The organism is Spirochaeta cellobiosiphila DSM 17781 (assembly GCF_000426705.1).
Lineage (GTDB): Bacteria > Spirochaetota > Spirochaetia > DSM-17781 > DSM-17781 > Spirochaeta_E > Spirochaeta_E cellobiosiphila.
On the sequence record NZ_KE384559.1, the window covers coordinates 121,488 to 146,978 of the forward strand.

The 25,491-nt window shown below is 38.3% G+C and carries 23 protein-coding genes; 6 read left to right on the forward strand and 17 right to left on the reverse strand.

Features of this window, described 5'->3' with window-relative positions:
* Positions 1-10: 10 nt before the first annotated feature.
* The 4 genes from K345_RS0118565 to K345_RS0118580 are packed head-to-tail and all read right to left on the reverse strand — an operon-like array spanning position 11 to position 2,881.
* Positions 11-721 carry a hypothetical protein gene (locus K345_RS0118565; RefSeq protein WP_028975441.1) on the reverse strand — a complete coding sequence of 237 codons (711 nt, stop codon included), beginning with the start codon at positions 719-721 and terminating at the stop codon, positions 11-13.
* Positions 718-1,428, reverse strand: a complete 711-nt coding sequence (locus tag K345_RS0118570) for a fluoroquinolone export ABC transporter permease subunit (protein ID WP_028975442.1) — start codon at positions 1,426-1,428, stop codon at positions 718-720. The genes K345_RS0118565 and K345_RS0118570 overlap by 4 nt, the downstream gene beginning before the upstream one ends.
* Complete coding sequence (locus K345_RS0118575; protein ID WP_028975443.1) at positions 1,425-2,282, reverse strand: ABC transporter ATP-binding protein; 858 nt, start codon at positions 2,280-2,282, stop codon at positions 1,425-1,427. The genes K345_RS0118570 and K345_RS0118575 overlap by 4 nt, the downstream gene beginning before the upstream one ends.
* Positions 2,279-2,881, reverse strand: a complete 603-nt coding sequence (locus tag K345_RS0118580) for a TetR/AcrR family transcriptional regulator (protein ID WP_028975444.1) — start codon at positions 2,879-2,881, stop codon at positions 2,279-2,281. The genes K345_RS0118575 and K345_RS0118580 overlap by 4 nt, the downstream gene beginning before the upstream one ends.
* 407 nt (positions 2,882-3,288) lie before the next feature.
* On the opposite strand from K345_RS0118580, the gene K345_RS22665 reads away from it, so the two are divergent.
* Both K345_RS22665 and recQ read left to right on the forward strand, forming a co-directional pair.
* Positions 3,289-4,062, forward strand: coding sequence for a methyltransferase domain-containing protein (locus K345_RS22665; protein WP_028975445.1), 774 nt, complete (start codon positions 3,289-3,291; stop codon positions 4,060-4,062).
* A gap of 13 nt (positions 4,063-4,075) precedes the next feature.
* A complete protein-coding gene (gene recQ / locus K345_RS0118590) occupies positions 4,076-5,896 on the forward strand; it encodes a DNA helicase RecQ (protein WP_245584642.1) in 1,821 nt (606 codons plus the stop codon).
* Between the two features lie 140 nt (positions 5,897-6,036).
* Here the strand turns inward: recQ and K345_RS0118595 are convergent, their stop codons facing one another.
* Genes K345_RS0118595 through K345_RS0118615 form a run of 5 tightly spaced genes read right to left on the reverse strand, consistent with a single transcriptional unit; the run spans position 6,037 to position 15,379 of the window.
* Positions 6,037-7,941, reverse strand: coding sequence for an ATP-binding protein (locus K345_RS0118595; RefSeq protein WP_028975447.1), 1,905 nt, complete (start codon positions 7,939-7,941; stop codon positions 6,037-6,039).
* Between the two features lie 31 nt (positions 7,942-7,972).
* The gene (locus K345_RS21875; protein ID WP_053228465.1) at positions 7,973-10,687 is read right to left on the reverse strand and encodes a DEAD/DEAH box helicase; all 2,715 of its coding nucleotides are present in this window, start codon (positions 10,685-10,687) and stop codon (positions 7,973-7,975) included.
* Complete coding sequence (locus tag K345_RS0118605; RefSeq protein WP_028975448.1) at positions 10,680-12,341, reverse strand: site-specific DNA-methyltransferase; 1,662 nt, start codon at positions 12,339-12,341, stop codon at positions 10,680-10,682. Before K345_RS0118605 ends, K345_RS21875 begins: the two co-directional genes overlap by 8 nt.
* 3 nt (positions 12,342-12,344) lie before the next feature.
* Positions 12,345-15,197, reverse strand: coding sequence for an SNF2-related protein (locus K345_RS0118610; protein WP_028975449.1), 2,853 nt, complete (start codon positions 15,195-15,197; stop codon positions 12,345-12,347).
* Positions 15,194-15,379 carry a helix-turn-helix domain-containing protein gene (locus K345_RS0118615; RefSeq protein WP_028975450.1) on the reverse strand — a complete coding sequence of 62 codons (186 nt, stop codon included), beginning with the start codon at positions 15,377-15,379 and terminating at the stop codon, positions 15,194-15,196. Before K345_RS0118615 ends, K345_RS0118610 begins: the two co-directional genes overlap by 4 nt.
* A gap of 111 nt (positions 15,380-15,490) precedes the next feature.
* Between K345_RS0118615 and K345_RS0118620 the strand changes: the two genes are divergently transcribed.
* From K345_RS0118620 to K345_RS0118640, 4 genes are all read left to right on the forward strand, one after another.
* Complete coding sequence (locus K345_RS0118620; protein WP_028975451.1) at positions 15,491-15,880, forward strand: tetratricopeptide repeat protein; 390 nt, start codon at positions 15,491-15,493, stop codon at positions 15,878-15,880.
* A 409-nt stretch (positions 15,881-16,289) separates the two neighbouring features.
* Positions 16,290-18,029, forward strand: a complete 1,740-nt coding sequence (locus tag K345_RS0118630) for a hypothetical protein (RefSeq protein WP_028975452.1) — start codon at positions 16,290-16,292, stop codon at positions 18,027-18,029.
* A gap of 101 nt (positions 18,030-18,130) precedes the next feature.
* On the forward strand, positions 18,131-18,406 hold the full coding sequence (locus tag K345_RS0118635) for a DUF4258 domain-containing protein (protein WP_028975453.1): 276 nt from the start codon (positions 18,131-18,133) through the stop codon (positions 18,404-18,406).
* 62 nt (positions 18,407-18,468) lie between these two features.
* On the forward strand, positions 18,469-19,332 hold the full coding sequence (locus K345_RS0118640; protein ID WP_028975454.1) for a hypothetical protein: 864 nt from the start codon (positions 18,469-18,471) through the stop codon (positions 19,330-19,332).
* Positions 19,333-19,644: 312 nt separating this feature from the next.
* On the opposite strand, the gene K345_RS0118650 is transcribed toward K345_RS0118640, so the two are convergent.
* The 8 genes from K345_RS0118650 to K345_RS0118685 form a co-directional block, all read right to left on the reverse strand.
* A complete protein-coding gene (locus K345_RS0118650) occupies positions 19,645-20,004 on the reverse strand; it encodes a hypothetical protein (protein ID WP_028975455.1) in 360 nt (119 codons plus the stop codon).
* 174 nt (positions 20,005-20,178) lie between these two features.
* Entirely contained in the window at positions 20,179-20,373 is a 195-nt protein-coding gene (locus K345_RS0118655; RefSeq protein ID WP_028975456.1) for a hypothetical protein, read from the reverse strand.
* Between the two features lie 154 nt (positions 20,374-20,527).
* Complete coding sequence (locus K345_RS0118660) at positions 20,528-20,797, reverse strand: RNA recognition motif domain-containing protein (RefSeq protein ID WP_028975457.1); 270 nt, start codon at positions 20,795-20,797, stop codon at positions 20,528-20,530.
* 380 nt (positions 20,798-21,177) lie between these two features.
* Positions 21,178-21,363: a cold-shock protein gene (locus tag K345_RS0118665; RefSeq protein WP_028975458.1), complete on the reverse strand. Its 186-nt coding sequence runs from the start codon at positions 21,361-21,363 to the stop codon at positions 21,178-21,180.
* A gap of 313 nt (positions 21,364-21,676) precedes the next feature.
* Positions 21,677-22,738, reverse strand: a complete 1,062-nt coding sequence (locus K345_RS0118670; RefSeq protein ID WP_028975459.1) for an ankyrin repeat domain-containing protein — start codon at positions 22,736-22,738, stop codon at positions 21,677-21,679.
* A gap of 834 nt (positions 22,739-23,572) precedes the next feature.
* Entirely contained in the window at positions 23,573-24,271 is a 699-nt protein-coding gene (locus tag K345_RS0118675) for an MBL fold metallo-hydrolase (protein ID WP_053228466.1), read from the reverse strand.
* 214 nt (positions 24,272-24,485) lie between these two features.
* Positions 24,486-24,824, reverse strand: a complete 339-nt coding sequence (locus tag K345_RS0118680) for a hypothetical protein (protein WP_028975461.1) — start codon at positions 24,822-24,824, stop codon at positions 24,486-24,488.
* 136 nt (positions 24,825-24,960) lie between these two features.
* Positions 24,961-25,326 carry a hypothetical protein gene (locus tag K345_RS0118685; protein ID WP_169714841.1) on the reverse strand — a complete coding sequence of 122 codons (366 nt, stop codon included), beginning with the start codon at positions 25,324-25,326 and terminating at the stop codon, positions 24,961-24,963.
* Positions 25,327-25,491 lie beyond the last annotated feature (165 nt).

The window sequence follows — 25,491 nt, forward strand, 5'->3', positions numbered from 1 at the left end:
AGAGGAAATATTACCTATTGTCCCTACTAAAGCGATAAGAAAAGAAGAGAGTTAATAGTAATATTTCTATCAATCCCCCCATTAAATACAGTAGGAACTTAGGTAAGTCATCCACATTAAGGACACTCTGGGTTAGAAAATAGGTTGGAAACAAGATACCTAAGCTTCTATAGGGAGTGGGAAGCAAAACAGCGAAGGCAGGTAACATTGATAAGCCAAAAGTCTTGGCCACAACCAATCCTTCCACCTTATTACTAGCAAAGGCGGGTAGCATTAAGAGATATACCAAAGCCAATAGACTATTCACAAAGACAAAAGCGAGACGAGGAAGAAAAGGTATGGCATAGAGATCGGATATAGGTGACAAGCCTAAACATAATAATAGACCCAAGAGCAAGATTGTGCCAAAACGAATGAGAAGATGAAAACCGACACCACCCCTTGTAACAGCCACACTTTGGAGAGTGCCCTCATCCCGCTCATCCAAGACAAGGAATCCCCCTAACCATCCAAGCATCATGGGCCACATTAATAATAGGATACTTTGAATAAGACCATAATAATTCTGTAGTTCTACATAGTGACTGACTATCCCTGCGATAAAGGGAATAAGAAAGCGAAAGAGAACGGTCATAAAGATTGGCAATATAAGCGCAAACAGGAGAAGAGGATCTCTAAGGACACTTTTTAATGAAGACTTAAATAAGACAGGAACATTCATTCTCCCCCTCCTATTTGGGCAATGACATATTTGTCGAACCATCTTTTCGCCCATAAAGCACTGATACAGATAAATACCAAGAGATAAACAATGCTGTAGACAAGATCAAAAGCACTAATCCCCTGAAAACTTCCCTTCAATAAAAGCAAGGTGGCCTGAGTTGGAAAAAGATAAAGCCACCAGGCATCTGTGAAGGGAAAGAATCCTAATAAAGGAATAAAAAAAGGTATTAGATAGACAAGGCTATATAAAAGGTATTCGGGAACATTCTCTTTTCGTGATACGACAATCAGCCCCCATAAAGTGAAAACTAAGGAGGTCAAGCCAACGGCTAAAAACAATATCAAAGGTTGAAAGGAGAAGCCAATCCCTCCTATGGTAATGACAAAACTGACCATCACACTTAGTAAGGAGAAATTCAAAGCTTTAGCTAATAGATAGGAGTAAGAGGGAATAGGAGAAACAAATAAGGAGGAGAGCACCTTTTCACTTTTTTCAAATAATACGGAACCTCCCACAAAGTAAAAGCCTAGAACTACAGGATCTGTAAAGATCAACAACTGAAGGACTTCTGAACGGATACTGGTAGGAACATGACGCACAATGACAATATAAATGATAGAAAGAACGATATAGATACTAACAAAACCATAGCGAAGGGCAAGGTTCCATTCGTTTTTCCATAAAGGAATAAAGGAACTGGTCATAGCCCTTCCCCTTGCTCCAACCGTTGGCCGGTTACTTCAATGAAAACATCCTCTAAAGTAGCTTCTGTAGAATGAAGGGATAGAATGGTATTATCTTTGATTTTATGAAGAAAGTTTGGATTAACACCCAAGTTAGCTAAGGGGAACTCACAGACTTCTTGTTCTAATTCTAGCCTGACCGTTCCCTGACTTCTTTCCACTTTGAGATGATGAGGACTATCAATAAGGGGAATCTTACCATCGACCATAAAGGCCACACGGTCTGATAATTCATCAGCTATGGTCATATTATGGGTTGTTAAAAAGATAGTCTTCCCTTGGGATTTTAAGTTCTGAATAATATCCTTTACCTTACGGGCATTAACAGGATCTAAGCCACTAACTGGTTCATCTAAGAATAAGACATCAGGATCATTAATGAGGGCTCTACAGAAATTAAGACGCATCTTCATACCCTTGGAATAATCCTCTACCCGCTTGTTCCTATATTCATATAAACCAACCTGATCCAGGAGTTGATCAAAGGAAGGTTTGACATCATGGTACAAGGAAGCAAAGAAACGAAGATTCTCTAGGGCTGTAAGCTTGAGATACAAATTAGGGAATTCAAAGGAGACTCCTATCTTGTCATAATAGGAGCGATTCTTATGGGCCAAATCCCATTTATCAACCTGTACAGTTCCTCGATACTTATCTAAGATACCGATGAGAATCTTAAGTGTCGTACTTTTACCAGCCCCGGAAGGGCCTAACAGGGAAAAGATTTCTCCCTGTTCTATTTGGAAATTAATTCCTTTGAGAATATCACCCTCTGTCTTGGGATAATGATAGTATAGATCTGATACCCTAATCATTGGTCCTCCTTAACAAGACCATCTGCTATAAAATCAATCATCAAGCTAGCCACCTCATCAAAGACATCTTCCCCAATAAGGCGCTTTTGGAAGTTCATGACATACAAATTCCGGAACAAACCACTTAGGACTTTAGGAGGAAAGGCTGTAAAGCTATCTCCGAAAAAAGCCCCTAATTGTTCCACCATAGCCTCATCTCGATTGAGAAAACCTTCTAATTTATCCTCAGGGATTTTGCTTAGGATCTCTTCCATTTGCTTCTCATTCATCAAGACCTCCATAAGGGGATTGTCATATTGCTTTTCGAAGAGAAATCCCAAGAGTTTCTTGAGCTTGTCTTTTTTACTAAGGGAGGATTCTTTTATTTGTAAGATGAGGGCTTGTTGCATCTCCCCTTCAAAGATATCTAGTACATCGATGAAAAGCTCTTCCTTGGATTGATAGAATAGATAGAATGTCCCCTTTCCAATACCGGCGGCTTTGGCTATCTCCGAGACACTTGTCTTACGTATTCCATAACGTTCAAAGAGGCGACGCCCCTCTGTGATAAGGGTCTGTTTTATCTCTTCTTTTTCTTCATTACCAAAAGCTTTTGGCATCCTATCTCCTTACGTATGACCGATATTCATATCTGGTCATACAGTCATTATGATACCTTAAAGAACTAAAAGGCAAGAGAAAAGTTAAGATTTCTCCAATGGCACAGTTGTGGGTTTCCCTATTTGTCAATTGACCTTGGAGGAATTTGTCAATTGAGGAATTCTGTCATTGTCACTTGACGATGGGTGTCAGTGTCAGGCTAGTTTGGTGTCATCCTCAAGTGACGTTGAGTGTAGGTGACAGGCTACTTTGGTGTCATCCTCACTTGACGATGGGCGTAGGTGACAGGCTACTTTGGTATCATCCTCAATGCTCAAATGAATCAGGATTCCCTTTTGTACGGTCTATAAAGAGAAGACTTAAGATGTTAGAATAGACCTTCCCCTAAGTTAAGGATCAAAATCAGATGAATAAACAAGAAAGATTTAATGCAGAGGCCTCCTCATGGGTGAAAATGAAAGACTTGCCTTGGGCAAAGATGCGATATGAGATAAGCCATCATTTTCTGATGGAGACCATAACAGAAAAACCTCTTAAGATACTCAATGTAGGTTGTGGTGATGGGATTGAATCTCTTTTGCTAGATGATCTTAAGGCAGAGCACTTGCTAGTTGATTACTCAGAAGAGATGATAAATCAAGCGGAACAATTCTTGTCCCATGCCGGATTCAATAGTCCTTATAAGGCTATCGTTTCTAATGTGTATGAACTGGAATCAAAGATTACTGGGAAATATGATCTGATTTTATTCCATAATGTATTGGAATACATTGACGATCCCAAGCAAGCTATAGCTATATTAAAATCCCTTCTATCGGATAAGGGGATACTCTCTATTCGACATTTAAATCGATACACCAATATGGTTGCCCCTGCCCTCTTTCAAAATAACCTTGATATAGTGGAAAAATATTTGAAGACTCCTGAGTTTGATTCCTCCTTCGATATTACCATGATGACTTATACAGGAGAGGAAGTAGAAGAGTTTATTACACAAAACGGATTAGATTGCCTTCATCGATATGGTGTCATGTCCTTAAATAACTATATTGTTAATAATGAAATAAAGTACGAACCAGACTTTTATAATAAGCAAAAAGAATTGGAGATCTATATGGCGGATAAGTTCCCTTATTATCATATGGCTCGTTTTGGATTGTTTTATTGTAAAAAGAAATAATAAAGGATAAGTTTTGATTGATACAAACAACACACCAGGGACCGCCCATAAGCTCCTGAAAAGCATCTTTGGCTATAGTTCTTTTCGTGATAACCAAGAGAATGTTATAGAAGCTATTACTTCGGGACGGGACGTTTTTACCTCCATGCCGACAGGGGGTGGCAAAAGTTTGTGTTATCAAATACCTGGACTTATGTTTGAAGGACTCACGGTCGTTATCAGTCCCTTAATAGCCCTAATGAAGGATCAAGTAGATGAAGCACTCAGTAAAGGGATACCAGCGGCCTTCCTCAATAGTACCTTACAGAAGGAAGAGATAAGCCAAATCTATTCTAAGCTTAATCGAAAGGAGATCAAGCTTCTCTATTTATCCCCTGAACGTTTAGCCATTGAGGGCTACTTAGAACAGCTGGAACAGTTCAATATTAACTTCTTCGCCGTAGATGAAGCCCATTGTCTATCCGAATGGGGACATGACTTTCGTCCTGATTACCTGATCTTATCAAGCATTCGTTCCCATTTCCCAGATGTTCCTATGGCCGCCTTCACCGCAACAGCTACGACTAAAGTCCAATCAGATATCATTCGTATACTTGGTTTAAAAGATCCTCTTGTGGTGAGAGCGTCTTTTAATCGTCAGGAATTGAATTATCAGGTTAAGCCTAAGACAGAGGTCCTGTCCCAGATATCCGGTTTTATCAAGAATCATCCTGAAGAATCGGGGATAGTATACCGCCTGAGCCGTAAGGATGTGAGTAAGACAGCAGCTTATCTCATAGGGCAAGGCTTAAAAGCCCTCCCCTACCATGCCGGTCTTAGCAAGGAAGAAAGAAGCCAGAATCAGGAAGCTTTTAATAAGGATGAAGTGGATATCATAGTAGCGACAACAGCCTTTGGTATGGGTATCAATAAAAACAATATCCGTTATGTCATCCATGGAGACCTCCCGAAAAGTATGGAAGGCTACTATCAGGAGACAGGGAGAGCCGGAAGAGACGGCCTTGATTCCCAATGTGTGCTCTTCTTCAGCACAGGGGACATTAGTAAGCAGCAATACTTCATCGATCAGATAGACGATCCTACAGAACAGGTCAAGGCTAAGGATAACCTCAATCGTCTCATCCGTTATTCGACGGTTAATGTATGCCGTCGTAAGCAGATACTGGAATACTTTGATGAAGATCATAGGGGCGAATGTGGGAATTGTGACATTTGTAATGATACAACAAACAAGATAGAAGCCACCATCGATGGTCAGAAAGTTCTATCTGCCATCATTAGAACTAATGAAGGGTTTGGCATTAACCATATCATCGATATTGTCTGGGGTGCGGATACGGAGAAAATCAGAAGCCGGAATCATCAAGAACTCAAGACCTTTGGCGTGGGGAGAGATAAAAGTAAGAAATGGTGGCGAAATATTATTACCGAGTTGATAGCCCAGCAGGCGATCTATCAGGACACAGAGAGATTTAATGTCCTCTGCCTTACCTCCTTAGGGAAGGATATTCTCTTTGGGAAAAGGGATTTCTACATTAGTGATACAGCCGTATCTCCAGAAAAAGAAGGTCTCTCCCGTAATGATCTCTTAGATAGATCAGATTTCCAGGATGATGACTTGTATAAACGCTTAAGGGATAAACGTACAGAGATAGCTCAAGAGAACCAGGTCCCTCCTTATATTGTCTTCTCTGATAAAACCCTTAAGGATATGGCACAGATAAAGCCTCAGAATGAGGAAGAGTTTCTGTTGGTATCTGGTGTTGGGGAAAAGAAGTTAGAAGTGTATGGGCCTTTATTCCTTCCTATTATAAGGGATTATTTGGAGGAGTGACTTTAATTGGTAGGAATTACAATATTCATTCTTAATTCACAGTAACTAGCGCCGTTGGAGCTAATGGGAGGTGCGGCAGATTTCCCCTTCGCTTTAAATGTGGAAATTAATCGCTATTTATTTCACAGCTTCTAAATAAATCAGTCATTATGAGTTATGTTTTCTCTAAGTAAATTAAGGAAAGTACTATTTCTACTCTTAGCATCATCAATAAGAGCTTTATAAGAAAGTAAGAAGAAATCAACTTGTATACGGTTAGCCTGTGAAGGGTCTTTCTCATAATCTGGTATAAATGTCTCTTGTCCATACCAATATTCATCACTGGAAAACATCTTATGATATCGGTCACTTCCATATAGATCGCGTTTTAGACTATCGCTTAATCCTAATACCCCATAATACCAAACACGATTTATCTTACTTGGGTATTCTTCAGATAAAACTTTAGCTCTATCAACGATTTGTTTGACTATTATAGGTAGATCATTTTTATGTGGGCTTTGTCCTTTCAATTCGATAATGACCACATCTGCGCTTTTCGTCTGTTCAGAATCTCCGTTTTTAGAAAAGACAATCGATATATCGGGTCTATCATCATTTCCTTCTCTCTCATCATCAAGACTCTTGAATAACTGCTTTATGGACTGTTCACTTAAGACAGTAGAAAAACTCATAAATTTATCATCAAACAACCAGATGTTGTTACGTTGCAGTTCAATTTCTGCATCAACATATACATCTTTTTGAGGAATAATTACGTTATGAAGCAAAGTTTCATCATTTTCACCATTTTTCTGGAGTATATCAATTTTTCTGATCACTGTCTCTCTATGGAGAATGTATTCTGTAAGGACTCTTGATGAAATTTTCAAAGCATTGTCAAATTGGGAATCAGATAAGTTCTGTAAATCCAGTAATGCTTTTTTATCTTTGTTATATTTTGTATGAGCATCATCAATGAGGCGGTCCTTTCGATACAGAGTAACCCCAGTACTCTCTAAATACCCTATTAGGAATGGGTACTTTTTGTTGATCTCCCGTATAGTCTTTTTATTTTCAGATTTAATTTCTGGGATTTTCTCTTCTACCATATTGATAATGTAAGACTTAAATATCTCTTCTATTTTTTTTAGTTTATCGTTATCAATATCAAGACCAGATCTATCTGGTTTCGACTTAAAAATCTTTTCCTCTGAATGTAAGAGAAATATCACTCTAAAACCGGGTGGTAGTAAATCGATTATATTGACTTCAAAAGACCTACCGTCAACACTTATCGCGGTGATGATGCTTTGCTCATAGCTATTTATCGGGCTATAATCATTTTCAATCTTATACAGTATTTTAGTCTTGGGATTAGCAATATCAAAAAGTTCCTTCCCAGATAAATCAATATCCCTCGTATCAAAAGTGGGGAAATCAGTAGAAGATAGTTTCACATCATTACTGACTAAATCATCTTCACCTTCTTGTTCATCTCGTATCGTTATTACTACATCTTTCCCTTTTTGTTTGAGGGTATAAAATTCAGATAAGAATTTTGCAAATAGAAAAGACCTTACATAGTGAACATCAATAAACTTACTATCATGAATCTTCTGATGAATAAGTCGTTTGTACATCAGCTCTGTTCGAGAAATTTGTTGAGAACTTTTTTCTTCCTTATATAAGTCTGGTGCACTTTTCGGATTAAAATCATCTGTAAAATTAATGTCTCTCTTCAACCATTCACCGTTAAACTGATAGGTACTACTTATTTTAACTTCACCGTAGTACATTAGATAAACAACACGACCAAGTCCCTTATGTTCAATATCAGCCTTCTTCCCTAAAACAGAAAATCGGTTGAAACTACTTTGGTTAAAACCAGTTCCATTATCAATAATGGTAAGCTCAGCATCGCTAATCTTCTTCTTTTTTTTGATAATGATATCTATTTTGTCAGCACCAGCATCTAATGAGTTCTTAACGGCTTCTTCATAAATATTCATGAAATTAGGGTTTCGATATAGATAGCTCTTCAAGTGGGATAATTCAGATTCCATTTCAACTCCTTTCCATAAATATCATCTTGATTTACAGTCCTACCTCATACTGCTCAGCTAATGTCATAAATCCCATCTGCATTGTGATTTTGTCATGCGGGATGAGAATATACTTCCAAGGCTTCTCCCCATGCTCCGCATTATACTCAGTCGCATGTTTACAGTACTGGATAGCTGCCTTGGCTTTATCCTGAACATCAGCAGTTTGAATATCCTTCTCGGCCTTAACCTCAATGAGATAAATACAATCACCAGTCTCAACTACGAAGTCTGGCTCATACTGCTTAGGATTAAGAACTCCCCATGTGATATTGAACTGGTGAGGTGCCGGTCTCAGCCATTTCAGAACAGGACTTCCTGCTTCCTCTTCCAGGATGAATGCGAAGTCCTTCTCACTCTTAGAATCGAACTTAAGTAGAGAATGGCAACTCTTCTTAAAACCATTAAAAACACAGCTTTTAATCCTTGAGGCTGGTTCTATTGTCTCAGAATAGAGATGGACTTTATCAGCTGCAATCTTACTCATGTTATGGGGTCGTATTTCAGAAAAACTCGTAGAAATCTCAGTTCTAAAACCCTTTGCGGTAAGAAAGAAATGAGGCTTCATCTGAGTATAGATAAACTCTGCTATATTCTTCTTCCGGTTCCAGATGATATTGTCGACGGCTTCCTGGTCACGACCTTCTTTGATGCTATCGAGAGCCTGACCTGATAATTTGTACAGAAGGTCGGCATGTTCATCATAATCCACTTCATTGTAGTTGATGAGTTCGTTGACTATGATATCCCGATGGTCTGAAACATCCCGGTGCCTACCTCCCTTAAGAAGTAGCTTAATTCCTTCTTTCCGGGTTAAAACTTTTTCTTGTAAGTCTTCCGATATCTCGCTTAACCTCAGATTTTGAGTATCCAGGTCGAAGTCTCTGAAACCTACCTCGAAATCTTCTTCTGGGACAATCGAAATACGGGGAATCTTAATTGAGCTGGTGATCTCATGTTCATAGACCCGCTGAATAGCCACTTTTACCTGCTCAACAATCTCTTCTCGATTGTCAAAAAGCTCCTTCTGGTCTCGGCTATCCATTTCCCTAAGGACCCGTTCAACAATTGCTTGAGTGACTTGTTCTTTTTTAAGGTCCTCAGCTTTATGGATTGTATTCTGAGTATGTAAGTAAGTTGAAACCTTTCTGACTAAATCTACCTCGACAAAGACTCTCTTTCGTTTTTCTTCCTGACTAATATCAGCTTCTTCAATAGCCTTTGCTGTCTCATCAAGTTCTTCATTTAATGAGTTGCCAGCTGTAATAACTTCTTGATGTCCTTCAAGTTCTAAATCACCCATATCAACAATCTGCGTGGTGTTGATGAGAGAATCCGGTTTATTGGCCTCTTCAATAATCGCCTGGAATTTATCATGGGAAACAATATAGAGCTTATCCATTGCATCATCATTCATTCTCTTTCCGAACGGAAGGCGTAAACCACGACCAATCGTCTGCTCTGTAAGGGTTGCGGATGCAGATGTTCTCAAAGGGATGATTGTATAGAGATTGGTGACATCCCATCCCTCTTTCAACATATTTACGTGAATTACTATCTCTATTGAATTGTCAGGATCTTCTACATTAAGAAGCTGCTGGATATTTTCATCCTTTTCAGAACCTCGCTGATTAGAATGGATTTCCATAACCTTATCGGCATAATACCCATCAAAGAAGTTTTGCTGTTTTATTAAATCCATTAGCTGACCGGCATGAGTAGTGTCTTTAGCAACAACCAAAACAAACGGTTTAACTCGTGGGAGGTTGTTATTCCGGCAGTAGATATCTATTTCCGGTTTAACATTCTCATGAATACGGATTCCATCTTCAAGTTTAATCCTATCTAATTCCTCAGGAGTATGCTGTGATGGGTCAAAATCCTTTCGGGTAACAACAGCTGGTTCTTTGACATACCCATCCTTCATTGCCCTACCAAGAGGATAATCAAATACCACATTCTTGAACTTAATAGCATTTGACCCCTGTTGTGTCTGAGGAGTGGCAGTAAGTTCAAGACCAAGGATAGGATTGAGCTCATTAAGTACAGCCATTCCTCTATCAGCACGGTAATGATGAGATTCATCCATAATCAGCACCAAATCTTTTAAGCCCATCAGGTACTGGAAGTAGGATTCTCCCAGATATTCAGATAGGCGTTTCATCTTGGGCTCTTTACCACTTCTGGTTTCAGCGTTGAGCTTTGAGATGTTAAAAATGTTGATATTGATAGTTTCCATACCTTCAAACTCTTGAGCATACCTGGTCTGATCCACAATCTTGGTATTGTAATTATCTCCGGTGATTATTCTGGGAGGGTTCTGGGCAAAATCAGCAATCCCTTTGAAGACATATTTCTCACAAGCCGGATTGGAAAGGTCTTCAATCAGCTTATTGTAAACAGTAAGGTTTGGAGCAAGAACGAAGAAGTTAGAGATACCACTTTCGATAGCAAGATAAGAAATGAAGGCGCCCATAAGCCTGGTCTTACCTACACCTGTAGCAAGAGCAAAACAGATGGAAGGGAAATCCCGTTCAAAGTTAGTACAGGTACCGAATTTATCATGCACATGTTCCAAAAGAGCATTTAAGTCGGGCGATTTTGAGAGCTCCATTTCATCAAGTATATTTGCAAGAATTTCAAGGCTTTTTGCCTGTGGAGTTCTTAGAGAAAGCCGTTGTGTAATCATCTGTGCTGTTTTATTCATTGTCTCCCTCCAAGTCGAAAAGTTCAGCCTGACCAGCTACATATTTGGGTTTTGGTTCAGTAACTGAATCTGGAAAATTCTCTTCATTATCATCAATCGGGATGTTGATAATGTTGAGGGAGTAATCATCCTTACCAAACTCACATTTTCCCATAAGCATTTTGGGAATTTTCTTTATAGTGATGTTGGGAAAGTGAGAATCATTAGCATTGAATGCTTTACAGCATATCAGAAGGGATTCTCCTTCCTTCATCTGAGAATGAATGTATTCAACATGCTCCTGAGTCAGAAACTCTGTTGTTGTAAAGATGAAGTCTTGCTCAGTACTTTGACCTTGCTTCCAGTAGATATCTGAGTCAGGGCTATACCTAAACCCTTCCTGTTTTGCCATTGCAGCAGCAAGCATATCCGCATTGTACTCTTGGTTTATTACCCAATTCCCGTAATTATCTTTATTTAGAAGACTGGGAGCAAGTGAATAGAACTTATATCCACCTCCACCTTTCCAAACCACTGATTTAGATATACCTCCTTGATCTTCACCAGAAACAACCATATCCATACGAGGTTTACAATGAGTTAAACAATGTTCTCCAAGCTCAATCCCGATCCATTTTCTTTCCATTTTATGAGCAACAGCTGAAGTGGTACCAGAACCGAGGAATGAATCCAGTACTAAATCTCCGGGGTTTGATGCAATCTGTAACACTCTCTCAATCAATCGTTCAGGTTTTGGCGTTGAAAATGGATCTTTATCATTGAATACAAGAGATTCTTTTCTTGCTTCTTGGTTATTACCTACATCTTGATGAAGCCAAACAGTAGTAGGTATTTGCCCCTTCATAGAGATTGATTTAAAGTTTTTAAATCTTGGAACACTATTTGTTCCGTTCTTACCCCAGTACACTAAATCATTTAATACATTCTCTTGGTGCCTTTCTTGATTATATCTCCAGACCGCAGTTTCCTTAGGCCAGATTTCTTCTCCTGTATTAGGATTCGTTATCGGATAGTATAGGTTAGGTCGTTCGTCCTTATTCTTATTACATGTATAGTCAACAGAAATCCATGATCCCCGTGGGTCATTATCGATATTCTTTCGAGTTTTACTTGTTTTCGAATCAATAGGAATCCGGTTAGGATACCAGTTTAACTTGTCCTTTGCGAAAACTAAAATATGGTCATGCATATCACTCAACCATTTCGCATCATTCTGTGGTGAGAATTTTTTTTGCCAAATAACATTCGCAATAAAGTTAGATCGACCAAATACCTCATCACAAAGAATTTTTAAATAATGACTTTCATCATCATCAATTGAAATCCAAATTGACCCTTCATTCGAAAGCAAATTTCTTAGTAGGATTAGTCTGTCACGCATTAAATTAAGCCAAACAGAATGTTCTAAACCATCATCATAATGAGCAAAAGCAGAACCAGTATTATAAGGGGGATCGATAAAAACACATTTTATATGACCAGCGTATTCTTGCTCCAACGCTTTCAATGCAAGCAGATTATCACCATGGATAAGCATATTATCTGTTTCCGAAACTCCATACGATTTTTCCGGGTCTTCTATCAAGATTCTCGGTTCCAGTTTCGGTCGAGTATTCTTTCCAATCCATGTAAGTTCTAATCGCTGTTTTCCCATATTCTATCCTCTCAATTCCCATCTAATGGTGAATAATTCTGTTTCAGTTATTTCTTGATTCATCCGGCTCTCAATGTTATCGATAAGCCCTTCTTTCTTCTCTTCTATATCATCCTGAGCAGTGAAAAGAAACTTTCTCTTCTCGTTCCGTTGAGATTCAAGCTTCTTAATTTCCCTTTGCTCAGATACTTTGGCAGCTAATTCAGTAATCTTTCTCGATTCAGTCTTCCGAGTCTTAATCTCCACGTCCAACTGCTTAATTTCAATCTCCAGAGACTTCTTCAAGTCGTCGGCCCAGGCATCAAGTTTTGTCATTTCTTCATCAAAGAACTTGGCATTCTCTTCTGCCAACCAGCCAGTAAAGCCTTTGAAGAGAGATTTATAATTCAGTTCAATGGCATCTGGGGCAGAATCTACATCTCCAACGATCTTGCCATCTACAGAGAAAAGACGTCGGGCGATATCGGGCTCAACAACAGTTCCATCATCACAGATACAGGAAACAATAATCTCATCAATAATCTCAAAGCTATCGATTGTCACCTTCTTAACCATCATCCAACCTGATTTCCCAATAAATGGTTCAATAACTGAGACCTTTGGAATACCGGTGTAATTGAGAACAATTTCCACATTACTTGTTTCAAGATTCTGAGCCTGTGTAATTGCATAATGAGCCAGAGGTAGTCCAATCCTATATCGATGACCAAGGTTTTCATCCTGAGAAAGAGTATACCGACCGACCGTTGCATCTACTGCATCAGGAACTGTATTTAATACAAAACCACCTTCCTCGAAGTCTGCATATCCAGCCAGGGTTTTCTTGGTTATATCAAAGAGTCTCTGCTTATGTGTGGACAGAAGAGATTCACTACGCTCTTTTGCCACCTTAAGTTTCTCATGAACTTCTTCATCAAAGTTCTCAAGCAACTTTTGCCTGGTATTGTGCATCTCTGTGGTAATGCTATCTTGGAATTGTGATTGAAGCTCATCAAATGCGTCTTTGATTTCATCCTGTGTCCGGCAGTTCTGATAAATGGCTAATACCTGCTTTTCAAAATCCACACCAGATTCAATAGCACCAAGAACTTCATCAGAGACACCGAAGACGCCTTCAAAGAGTCGAAATTTATCATTCAGGAGTTCATAAACACGAACATCTGCTGCATTCTTCCTATTCAGGAAGTTGAGGACAACAACATCAAACTTCTGACCATACCGGTGACAACGACCAATTCTCTGTTCTATCCTCTGTGGATTCCAAGGCATATCATAATTTACGATGAAGGAGCAGAATTGGAGGTTTATACCTTCAGCAGCTGCTTCTGTTGCTATAAGAATAACAGCCTCTTCTCGGAAGTAGTCGACCAATGCAGCGCGCATATCAGCAGTCTTAGAACCAGTTATCTTGTCAGTACCTTTATGCTTCTCAAGCCAGTTCTTGTAGACTTCCTTTGACTTCTCATCATTATTAGAACCATTGAAGAGTACTATTTTTCCTTCATATTCAGTTTCTGAAAGGATTTGCAGGACATATTCCTGGGTTCTCCTGGACTCGGTGAATATAACAGCTTTCTTAACTCCCCCAAGTTCTTCTATCTTTTGAAAACCACTGGAAAGAGCGGTAAGAAGCTTTTCACCCTTTGCATTCTCAGTAATAGAGATGGCAAGGTCTCGGAAGTCTCTTAAGTCATCTATCTCTCTCTGGATTGCTTCAATATCTTCCTCTGTATAGAGGTTGCCTTCTTCATCTTCCCATTCATCAGATTCTTCAGACAGACCTTCATAATCTTCAGCTACTTCTTCGAGGATTTCTTCTATCCAGGAACTATCGCCAGTCTGAACCTTACTTAATCCTTTCAGCTTCTTTTCAAGCTTGGTCATGATAGAGTTCAGAGCACCGGCAATGGCATAAGTTGAGGAGGAGAGAAGCTTTCTCATTACCAAGGTCATGAGTGTTCTTTGTCCTGCGGGTAGAGCATTTAGATTGGGACGTTGAAGATACTCAGAAACCCATTCATACAGCTGCTGTTCATCGTCAGACGGGATAAACTCCTGGGTCATCGGTATTCGTTTTGTATAGCGGATATACTCAACAACCTGCTTACGCAATGTCCTTTTGCATACAGGTTTTAGTCTCTCTTTAAGATGGAGGAAAGCATTATCACCATTGAGATGTGAATACTGAGCTTTGAAGCTCTTCAAATCACCAAAAGCATACTCATCAATGAAACTCACCAGTCCATAAAGCTCAAGAAGAGAATTCTGAAGTGGTGTTGCTGTAAGCAATATCTTCTTGTAAGGATTGACGGCATTCTTAATGGTATTAGCAATGACATTATTCTTCTTATAAACATTTCTAAGACGGTGGGCTTCATCTATTACTATCAGGTCCCAGTTTGTCCTGGCGATATAATCAGCCTTATTCCTGGCGAAGTGATATGAGCAAAGAACAATCTCATTGGTATCGAATGGGTTAAAGTTTCCAGATTTGATTGCTGCGTTGAAGCTTTTTGTCTCAAGGATGACTGATGGGATGTAAAACTTATCCATCAACTCCTGAGACCACTGTTTACGAAGGTTTGAGGGCAGAATTATGAGAATTTTCCTCTTTCGCTCAGCCCAATTCTGGGAGATGATGATACCAGCTTCGATAGTTTTACCAAGACCGACCTCATCTGCCAGTATTGCTCCCTTCCCAAGAGGGGATTGGAAGGCGAATAAAGCAGCTTCCACCTGATGAGGGTTGAGATCGACCTTTGCATCCAGAATCGTGTTGGTAAGCTTTTCATAGCTGTTGGCCGGTGAGCGTTTTACTAATTCATGTGCAAAATACTTAGCATGGTAGTTGGTCATCTGCCGTTTTTAGTATCCCTTTGTTGTTTTACCCATTCATCAACTTCTTTCAGTTTGAACTTCCAAAGCCGTCCTAGTTTATGAGCAGGAATATCCTTTCTCTGAATCCATTTGTAAAGTGTGTCTTTCTTAACACCGAGATACTCAGCTACTTCTTCGACCGAGTGCCATCTGTCTTCCATAGGAATCCTTTTTTGTCCAATTGATACTACTACATAATAAAGAAAATCGTTGATTTTTCAATCACTATCTTCTAAAAATAGTATTACGGATTATTTTAGGATAAATATGATATGACCATCCCCAAAACACCGAAAGGCATATCCAACAGAATCACCAAAATCCGCTCACAGCTCTCAGCCTTCAAACTGGAGTACGGTGGTCATGATGATTCAGGCGGTGCCAGGTACTATCTCTACTTCCTACTTGGTGAAAACCGCCGGTCTTCAGAGTATCTGCGCTGGTTCCAGAATGAGTTTCCAGACGACAGCGATGAGCCTTTTGCATTACTGTGTTGGACTCTAATATTACATCGTATGGGGAAGGATGGAGATTTGATACTTGCCAGGACTATGCTCTCCAACATCTATCTCCTCCCTCACCTACAGGGAGAGGAAATGACGGAAAAAGTACCTCATTCATCCAATTGGAAACAACCTGATTATGCTGAGTACCTGCCGTAGAGGGTTCGTGAAGCCATAACTGAGTATGATTTGACCTGGATTCGGGAACGATATGAATCTGACCGCTTCCAAAAGGTGCTAAACAGGTACATAAAAATTGAGAAGGAGCTGGAAGATACCCCTCGGGGAGATAGGCGTTCTGCCCTGGTGCATGAATTGTACAGTCTTCTGGATGGGTGGTAGTAATGTGGAAGAATTTCTCAATTAATGCTTGATTGATAATCCATATAAAAGATTTCAGGTGAAATCTTGACGACTGTGATTTTCTGTCATATATTTTGATTATTGGACGAGAAGCTTGCTATTGATTAATAGCGCCCCTATTTCGTGCAACACGAAAGACCCCACGTCCTAAATTCAAACCAAGGGGGTCAGGATTCCATGAGAATGCTCAGGAAACCTTTTGACTATGAAATTAATCAATCCAGAAAACTCTTATAGCAACAACTTAGCAGGAAAAGTAGGTCCTGTAATAAACGAAACCCATCTTTCAGATACTACCGTAAATTGGTTGGTAGAGGTAATATCATCAATTTATGACGATGATCTCGACCAAGCATTATTGTTAGCTCAATATATAAAAATATTAGGCGGAAAAGAGGAAATACCAGAAGATTATACAATCTTCCGTCTTTTGCTAACAATCAAAGGGTATATTAATGCTCCGAACTTGCCTATAAAATCCAATCATGAGTTGGAAGAAGAAATCAAAAGTTTTCTTTCCTCAAATTATTCACCTGATTACCACAGCTTCATGCACTCGTTTATTCAAGAACGAGAAGATCGACTTTATTCAGGAGGTATGGCGCTCTACATTCACACTCATGAAATAGCTGTATTTTTGCTGAAAGAAAAGCTTATTGACTACGCAAAATTCATAAAGATTGAAGATGTACCTAAGGCACTCTACCACTTGTGTAAAAATGGGAAGGAATGGACACTGGAAAATTTTACCATAGATGAAAATCTATATAAGTTTGTAAAGGGATGGGGGTTCTGGATGTTCGCCTTGAGAACTGCTCTTCCAGAAGACCAATTTGAAGAAATATATACCAAAGTAGACGAAACCTTTCTCATAAATTATTTGAAAAAGGAGTCTGGTAAATTTCTATTCAAATATACAGATATCTATCTGTCCAATGTTCTTGAGGTTGCAGGATATCCAAGTACAAGACATATTTCCGCCTCTTCTTTTGAATGGCTGTTTGAAAAGCAACAGGCATATTTTAATCTTCTTCTCGATGAATTCAACAGGATTCAATTTGATGATGAAAATCTTAGTGTTCTTCTTCGGTCAGCTCATATCGCATATAGGTATAAGACTGACACAATGCCAGAATCAATAAGAAAAGAACTTACATATTTAAGCCAAAAAGCAATAGGAAACTTCAGGTCCTCAATTAAAGATGCTGATTACTCGACACATGAGTATTTAAAAGGATTAAGTACTGTAAATGAAGCGGTAAATTTTTTGTGCTATTTCAGTTCACCAGCTGAGGGAATTAAGCAATTAGTTCAGCTTCTTCGGAATTATGGAAAAGTTTCCATAAACGATGACCTAACATTTCTATTGCCAAAGCAGAGGGATTATCCTTTTTTAGCCCCACTTCAACAGCAAGAGCATCCTGATCAAGAACCACCTCTAAATGCGGAATGGTTTATTTCTAAAACTGAATGGATAATCAGTACATTCTTTGAATTAGGTGAAGCTGATATCGATGTTGCGAGAGATGACTTGGCAAAGTTCTTTGGAACACGACTTAAAACAAAAAAAGGAGTTAAAACTGAGACTCCAAAAGAGTCCGATTTAATAGAACCAAATTCTATCTGGCGTACAGCCTATTTAAGCTGTATTAGAGCGCTTCACTGTAATCCAGGTGGGAAATTACATCAAACCATTAACTTTTCCCGCAACTCAGACCCGGATGCAGATGTGAAATCTGAAGCGGCAAAAGCTTATAAAGAAGTTCGTCATAACAACCCTCTTCCTACTAATATGGAAAGGGTTCTTACAATAAGAAGAGTATTCTGGTATTTAAGGCAGGCATATTATGTTTCCTTATTAGGAATCAACAGTCTGGATACCAGGGGTGCTCAGCGCACTTACTCAAAGGAGGTAGAACGATGTAAAGTAAGAATGAAGAAATAAACAATAACAATGGCTTGAGAATCCAATATTCTCCAACCTCAATCGAGGGCCATCGAAACAAACCTATGAAATTAATCTCAATAAAATTAGGAGCGTTTGTTATGTTTGGAAACAACACAACCCATTCAACAGAAATAATTTACACCAACCACGCAATTCAAAGAATTGCACAGAGACATATTTCACTGGAGGCTGTTGAGCTCACTCGTAAATATGGAACAGAAACTATTGATGATGGAGCCAGAAAGGTAATCATCGACCTTGATGCCTGTAGCTTCGCCGAAGAAGATGGCGTCAACCTTTTTCCTTTCTTCTTCACTACAATAGTTGTATCGATGGATAATGTCCTTAAAACAGCGTATTTGAAGAATATTTAATCAACTGAAATGATGGGGAGTTCGTTTCCCATCATTTCCTATTTTCCCAGATAGGAGCTCTGATGAGTAGTAATAATCACATCCGACAATATAAACACCTAACACAAATCATTTTTTTTGATCTGGAATTTTACGTTCCTGTGAAGGATAGAGAATCTGAACGAAAAGATTTAAGAGCAAACCCTTTTCAAGAAGGTCATTTTTTGATGGGCGGAACTTTTACAAAAAAAAACCCCCTATTACCCGATAAGAAACTGAACACAATAGACTTCTGGATTTGGAGATACCATGATAACGAAACGGTATTATTAGAAGCAATCGTTACTTACCTTGAGAATGTCTGGAATGAAATTAAAGAAAAGCCCGACCAGACTGATTTAATTATTGCTGGGATTGGCGTTTCAAGAGCTGATTTAGGATATCTATATTCAAAATCCTTACAGCATAATACCAGAAGCCAAGATCATCTATTCTCAATTTTCTATCAGCTTCGAATTATTGAATTGGAAAGTATGGCAGTGCCTTTCTTTAGTAATAAAAATGGTCTTCTCTATCCTAAAACCACTGGGCAGTTACTGGATCTCTTCAATATTAATAGAGAAAGAAAATCCGGTACTGAAGTATGGGGAGCATATGATGGAAGGGATTTCAAATCTATAGAAGAACGGAATTCAAATGAAGTAACTGATATGATTCAGATTTATGATAGAATGGTAGCATCAATTCATTCACAAAATGCATCAATAAGATTCTCCTCTGATGTCTATTCGAAACTAATGTCATTAGTAAAAAAGGATAAGGATAAAAACTATATAAAACACCGGTATACTCATAACAAAGATAGTCATGTCCTAAAAGCAGGAGTAGGTATTTCAGAACGGTATAAGCTATTTAAGATTATGAAAACGGCTAAATTCCTAAAATAGAGTCATTTGTCTAATACTTCATAACCACCATTATGTAATTCAAAAAACTCTGGAGAAAAGCTAATGATCGAACTTCAATGAACTCTTTTAACCCTTTGTTGCTGAAATACAGCTGTTATAAATAGATAGCCATTGTAAATAAATTTTGTATAAAGCTATAAATCTTTGATATATAGAATAATAGCTTTATTTTGAATGAAGAAGAGATCCTCCTAATGTCTGGTGTTGGGGAGAAGAAGCTTGAGGTCTATGGGACTTTATTCCTTCCTATTATAAGGGATTATTTGGAGGAGTGAGATCATCCTTCTATGCTTAGTAAGGACCGACGTCCTTGCTTTTGACAATCGAGAGGGCGAGTTCTGTACCAAACATAGGATCTCTGGCGTCTTGGTATAAATACAGAGCCCCTTGATCTCTAAACCACTTAGTACTTCTAAAGCCATGATTATCATCATCTATAGACTCAATTCCCTTGTCTTGAAGTAGGTCTAGAAGATAATTCCTTATATTATGGTAGTCATCATCCAGGCTTTTACGTTCAGCTTCTGACATTTGATGACCTAGAGGCCAATAACTCACAGGACAAATGCAAACTTCTACTTTCTTGTCTCTAGCCTTCCCTAATAGCATGACCTTACCCTCATGATCTTCAAACTGAAATGTTAACATCATAGTCTGCATCCAATGATGTCAGTCCGTTCTGTTGAGCCCAGTCTGATAGATCGCTCATCAAGAGCTGATCAATTTGCTTAGTTCTGATAAAAGAAATAAGTGATTTATACATAGCGTCCTCTAAGGATGGTATAAAAAAACCTCTCTAATATAGAGAGGTAAGACGTAAAAGATTTATTTTGAATCCTGTTCAGAAGAATCTGACTCATCTGATTCTTCCTCTTCTATTCCCAGGTATTTATTAATCAATGCCTGTTCATCCCGTTCAGCCTCAGGGGTACCCTTTTGCTCTTTACGGAGTTTTTTTTGCTCTTTACGTTTCTGACGCTTAATTTCTTTCTGACGTTTCTCAGATGAATATCTGTGCATTGCCAATGAGAACCTCCTCAACAGTTTGAAATACAAAAAAAGCTATCTCAATAATGGAAAAGGAAATCACAAAAATGCATTAGATACACCCTTGTGAGTCAATAAAGACTCACTATTCAATTACAAGATAGCGCTTTAGGATGTCATGAGAAGATTAGTATCTTCGGTTATTATCCCGACGTTCTTCGGCCTCATTAACACGAATATTACGACCATCTAGTTCTTTTCCATTGAAGGTTGAGATAGCAGCTGTTGCCGCATCGTCTTCAGCCATTTCAATAAATCCAAATCCTTTTGATCTGTTAGTATCTCGATCTATGATGATATTTACAGAGAGTACTTCTCCATACTGTGCGAAAAGGTTAGTTAAATCGTCTTCTGTGGTATTCCAGCTAAGGTTACCTACATAAATTTTCTTTGACATATATGTCTCCTATTTCCGGGGGTTATCCGGTTTTATAATGTGTATTGAATGAATATTGAAACTGTTGGAATCGGAAATTGAAGACTGAAAACAAAAAAATGGTTACGATGAAAACAATATAACGTTTCTACAAATAAAAATATCAAACTACTTCAAAAGTAGTACCTGTTTTAGAAACCTTTGTCAATGTATAAAAATTATGAAATAAGAGAAACGATTGTTTTATAGAATATTAAGAGATGAAAACACGGAGGCAAAATAGCCAGGTTATCTCCTAGAAACAGTAGAACCTCAATACACTTATAACTAAGAAAAATTGGTGTCTACGATTTCTGGAGAATACCGAGCAATTCAGATATAATTAGATGAGATAAATATTGTTAAGCTTTTTTCACTTTAACGGCACATGGTCCTTTTGGACTACTACCGACTTCAAACTCAACTTTATCGCCTTCATCGATATAGCCGTCAACTTCATTCTTGTGAACAAATAGATCGTCTCCTTCTTCTTGTTCAATAAATCCGAAACCTTTTGTCGAATTGAACCATTTTACAGTTCCTGTCATAAATAAACCTTCTTAATAAAAAAATTATGCGTTGATAATAAGCCCTTCTGCAAAGAATAGCTATCATAAAAAGTAAACTTTTTGATTAATTCTTTACAATATCGGTCATTTTACGCAAAATTAACATAAATCTGTTGGCAAAAGAGGTAATCCATGAGGAAGGCGAAGCATTTAAGGGGCTCTGCCAACTTCTCCGGGGATGAATATTTTCTTCGGAAAAAGGGGATTTCAATAGTAATACAAGGATTTTCATGGAGAAAGAAAGCCTCTTAAGTTATCACACAGATTAAATAAACAGAGACCATAGATACTACTAGAAGAGTTTTCCCAAATATTCCCCAGGAGAAGTGATGAAGTCCTTAAAGCTTGCCATATCCTCTGTCTCTTCATGTTCCTTATCGTAGTAAGCGATCTTCCTTGTTCGGGGATTCCAAAGGAAGACGATATGACTGTAATCCCCAGTAGTTCTAGATAAGCGTAGGTATTTCTTTCTTCCTATCTTCATAGGGACGGTTTGCATCAGAGAAAAGAAATCAATATATTCAAAATCATTATCCTGTAGATCTAAGTGGAGATCATTTCCTTGAAGATATTCCCTAAGATCCTTGGATAGTTTATAAGGCTTTAGTTCCAGAATCTTGTTCTGGATATTATGAAAATCTTCAGGTTCAAGAGCTTTGAAATACTCAGCCATTTCCGAGTCACCCCGCTCTACAGCGATGCTATAGGGACGCATGCCATCCTCTTCGGCTAGGGTTACATCCGCTCCATGATCTACCAGGTATTTGCACATATCCAGATCCACATAGCGCGCGGCTACACAGAGAGGCGTTGGTTTAAAGGGATAGACCATATCCGCTTTGTTATAGTTGATATCCACATTATGTCTTAGAAAGAACTCTATAGCCGGGAAATCTCCCTTGGATACTGAACTACGAAAAGCCTCTCCTCCATACTTTTGAACAGTATGTCCCAGGGAGTGAATCAGTTCCAGGTTTTCATATTTATCCCCATAGAGAGCTTGCCCAAAGGCTTCAGAGCGAACATTGTTGACTTGGTTGATATCAGCACCCTGATCATAAACATAACGGATGATCTTTTCATCGGCATAGCGAACAGCTAGGAGAAAAGCTGGGTTAGTCGAATCATTCAGATTTACTCCCTGCTCTACGAGCCATCGGAGGGAATCCTGACAGCCCATAATAATGGCAATGGCCAAGGGAGTTTCAGCGACATATTCTCCTATGGGGACGGGCTGGTTGATATCCCAACCATCTGAGAAGTGCTTCTCTAGAGCGGGGATATCGTTATGGAGTATGTCTGTTATGACTGCTGGGAGGGTTTCGAAGTTGCCGATGTCTTTTATTTTTATCATGGGGTCTTGCCTTTAGGGTTTTTATCTGTTCGTGTATTATTATATCAGCTTTGTTTTGATTTTCTTATTTTAAATTATTTTATGGAGAGACAAGGTAGTCTGTAAAACTTCTTTGTCCATATGGAATATATGTCTTACTCTCCTGATAGATACTTTGCTAAGGTCACCCCATTCTTCAACAGCTATTCTTTCTTCCCATTGGTCGCCCGGTTCTTCACTACCCCTGACTATCTAACTTTTTCCTTAATGGATAATAGGTATGACATGAAAAGGATTTTTTTTAGCTAAATCATAAGAGACTCGCTCCAAGTAACGTACATGAGATTTGGTAAGATTTGTATCTTTACTAACAAAGACAACAAAAGTGTCCCACCAGTCCTCTGAGCTATGTTGAATTACCCTTTTAGATCCCGTATCTGCTTTTCCTACATAGAGATCGATTTGTGATGATTCAGATTTATCCGAAAGAAGATAATAGATAGCTGATCCAATTGGAGAGTTCTACTGTTTTAAGGTCACGGTACTTTGAGTCTTGCAGGACGAATATTTTTATGGTTTTGCCTTTCATTTGTATTATGTTTTACTGGATAATAAAGATATATAGAACGATTTTCATATAGAAGTATCCCTACAGAGAACATGTTGAGTAAAAGGAACAGTAATATTTCTGTCACAATGGGTTTAATTATGGCTCTTAAACTAAACTAATAGTGTATTTTCACGCCCTTTTTTAAACTACAGCATCAATCAAACCTCTGAAAACACTAGAGAATACAATAACACTTTGGTCAAATATACACTAAGCAAATGAGACAAAACTGTTATTGTCTTTTCCTAATAAAGGAACTTAGCTCGCCCCTGAGTGTATAACTTGCAAGGAAGATCCATAGGAGGCTTAACTCCTTCTAGTTTTCCATCCTGTAGAGCCTGTGCTCCAGCGATTAATTCAGGGATGATATCGACAGGGACAGGATTCTCGCTGTGGGAGGCATAGATCCTGTGGAAGTCGGACTTAATGGTGTCCAGCTTCTTCATACTGCTGATGTATTGCTCCAAGTCTCGCCCTTCCCCGAACATAAAGACGGCTCCCTTCTGGACGCTGTCTCCACTGATGAGAATCTTATTCGCCTTGTCAAAGAGAGCAATACTGCCGGGTGTGTGTCCTGGTATGTGAATGACTGTAAAGCTTTGATTTCCCAGGTCAATGACATCCCCCTCTTCTACAAACTCCAGAGTGGGTTTGTATTCGGGATGCTTTCGCTTGTAGTGCTCTACTTCTTTAGGGTGTAATAAAACCTTGTCAAAGCTATCATTACAGCCAATATGGTCCATATCACAGTGGGTATTAAGCAGAAATATTGGCTTAGTGGTCAGGGATTCGGCAAAGGACTTCATGTCTCCTGTTCCGAATCCTGTATCGATGAGCATTGCGTTTTGTGTTCCTTCCACCAGAAAGGCACGAACACCACCATCCTCTATACTCCAAAATCCTTTTTCGATTTCTATTGAGATATATTTCTTATCATCATTCATAGGTCTATTGTGCCATAAAAAGGAATTTTTGTTCTATTGATATTCAGTATTCCTTACCTATCCCCATTATACAATCTATAGAAGTCTTCATCGCTAATATATAATCTCTTAATGAGCATTGAACAAAACACTTTAAAGTCTCTTTCTCAATGCTATCTTATTTACTATCGTAAGAAGGAATCAACAATAATTAATCATTTCATATTTCAAGGCACTAACTCTTTTTCTTTAGGCCAAAAAAGGTTTTTAAGAATTGTAATGATTTCTTCATAGTTATATATAAAAACATCAACCACAGTGAGAAAAATCCAGATATTACACATATTATTTGAAAAATGGAAAAAGTGTTCATAAAATAATAATCTCTTTTAGTAATATTTATTATTTCATCACTATCTATATATACTAAGAAATAACCTTTATCAGAATTACTATATGCAAGAGATTCAACTTCTCGTCTATTTACTCCATACTTTGTTAATACGGGATTTGATATTGTAAAAATCATCATTACTATAAAACCTAATATACCTAATTTATAGATTTTTTTCATCTTCTCACCTCACGAATTCTTAAAGGGAAATCAAATCCTTCACAGATAAGAATATTTTATCTGAGCAGGAACGCTCCTGGTTCGGTAGAATCAGGATGATTTGCCTTGGAGCAATGCTTTTAAGGATTGGTAAAGTTTATTCCCTATTTGGTCCATCAATTCTAAAATAAACAGCAGCCTCCCCTGTAGGGATAAAAGGTTTATCATCACTTTTAGATATCTGCTCTACCCAAAAACTATCTCCGGATAACATATGCAATCTATATACAACATCGAAATTACCTCTATCAAAATAGAAAGCTAAGTCATAAGTGTTATTTGACACCTTCGTAATCTTTCTAATCTCAAAAGGGCCTCCGATCATTGGCAAAAAAATAGTTGGCTTTGTTTTATACCCATCTATTACTAAGGTAAAATTGATAACTGTTCTAGCAGAACCCCAACCATACTTTTTTTCAACAGTTTTTGTAGGATTTGCACTTCGATACCAAGTCCCACTCAAGGTCCTAACTAAATCTTTTTCTTGCGTACAACTTGTAAAACATATCAAAAAAGATGCTAATAGAACAAAAATCATTTTTTTCGTAACTATAATCTCACTTAAACGGCAAAACGGCTAATAGATAAACTTTATTATTATACATCTCGACCATGATCCGAATATCTG

What these genes read in the sequence shown, in the direction of transcription:
- K345_RS21875 (WP_053228465.1), bottom strand. Translation starts at nt 10,687, where the DNA reads ATGAATAAAACAGCACAGATGATTACACAACGGCTTTCTCTAAGAACT.
- K345_RS0118615 (WP_028975450.1), bottom strand. Translation starts at nt 15,379, where the DNA reads ATGGAAGACAGATGGCACTCGGTCGAAGAAGTAGCTGAGTATCTCGGT.
- K345_RS0118635 (WP_028975453.1), top strand. Translation starts at nt 18,131, where the DNA reads ATGTTTGGAAACAACACAACCCATTCAACAGAAATAATTTACACCAAC.
- K345_RS0118670 (WP_028975459.1), bottom strand. Translation starts at nt 22,738, where the DNA reads ATGATAAAAATAAAAGACATCGGCAACTTCGAAACCCTCCCAGCAGTC.
- K345_RS0118660 (WP_028975457.1), bottom strand. Translation starts at nt 20,797, where the DNA reads ATGTCAAAGAAAATTTATGTAGGTAACCTTAGCTGGAATACCACAGAA.
- K345_RS0118650 (WP_028975455.1), bottom strand. Translation starts at nt 20,004, where the DNA reads ATGATGTTAACATTTCAGTTTGAAGATCATGAGGGTAAGGTCATGCTA.
- K345_RS22665 (WP_028975445.1), top strand. Translation starts at nt 3,289, where the DNA reads ATGAATAAACAAGAAAGATTTAATGCAGAGGCCTCCTCATGGGTGAAA.
- K345_RS0118655 (WP_028975456.1), bottom strand. Translation starts at nt 20,373, where the DNA reads ATGCACAGATATTCATCTGAGAAACGTCAGAAAGAAATTAAGCGTCAG.
- K345_RS0118630 (WP_028975452.1), top strand. Translation starts at nt 16,290, where the DNA reads ATGAAATTAATCAATCCAGAAAACTCTTATAGCAACAACTTAGCAGGA.
- K345_RS0118570 (WP_028975442.1), bottom strand. Translation starts at nt 1,428, where the DNA reads ATGACCAGTTCCTTTATTCCTTTATGGAAAAACGAATGGAACCTTGCC.
- K345_RS0118595 (WP_028975447.1), bottom strand. Translation starts at nt 7,941, where the DNA reads ATGGAATCTGAATTATCCCACTTGAAGAGCTATCTATATCGAAACCCT.
- K345_RS0118620 (WP_028975451.1), top strand. Translation starts at nt 15,491, where the DNA reads ATGACCATCCCCAAAACACCGAAAGGCATATCCAACAGAATCACCAAA.
- K345_RS0118565 (WP_028975441.1), bottom strand. Translation starts at nt 721, where the DNA reads ATGAATGTTCCTGTCTTATTTAAGTCTTCATTAAAAAGTGTCCTTAGA.
- K345_RS0118675 (WP_053228466.1), bottom strand. Translation starts at nt 24,271, where the DNA reads ATGAATGATGATAAGAAATATATCTCAATAGAAATCGAAAAAGGATTT.
- K345_RS0118640 (WP_028975454.1), top strand. Translation starts at nt 18,469, where the DNA reads ATGAGTAGTAATAATCACATCCGACAATATAAACACCTAACACAAATC.
- K345_RS0118610 (WP_028975449.1), bottom strand. Translation starts at nt 15,197, where the DNA reads ATGACCAACTACCATGCTAAGTATTTTGCACATGAATTAGTAAAACGC.
- K345_RS0118605 (WP_028975448.1), bottom strand. Translation starts at nt 12,341, where the DNA reads ATGGGAAAACAGCGATTAGAACTTACATGGATTGGAAAGAATACTCGA.
- K345_RS0118680 (WP_028975461.1), bottom strand. Translation starts at nt 24,824, where the DNA reads ATGAAAAAAATCTATAAATTAGGTATATTAGGTTTTATAGTAATGATG.
- K345_RS0118575 (WP_028975443.1), bottom strand. Translation starts at nt 2,282, where the DNA reads ATGATTAGGGTATCAGATCTATACTATCATTATCCCAAGACAGAGGGT.
- K345_RS0118665 (WP_028975458.1), bottom strand. Translation starts at nt 21,363, where the DNA reads ATGACAGGAACTGTAAAATGGTTCAATTCGACAAAAGGTTTCGGATTT.
- K345_RS0118580 (WP_028975444.1), bottom strand. Translation starts at nt 2,881, where the DNA reads ATGCCAAAAGCTTTTGGTAATGAAGAAAAAGAAGAGATAAAACAGACC.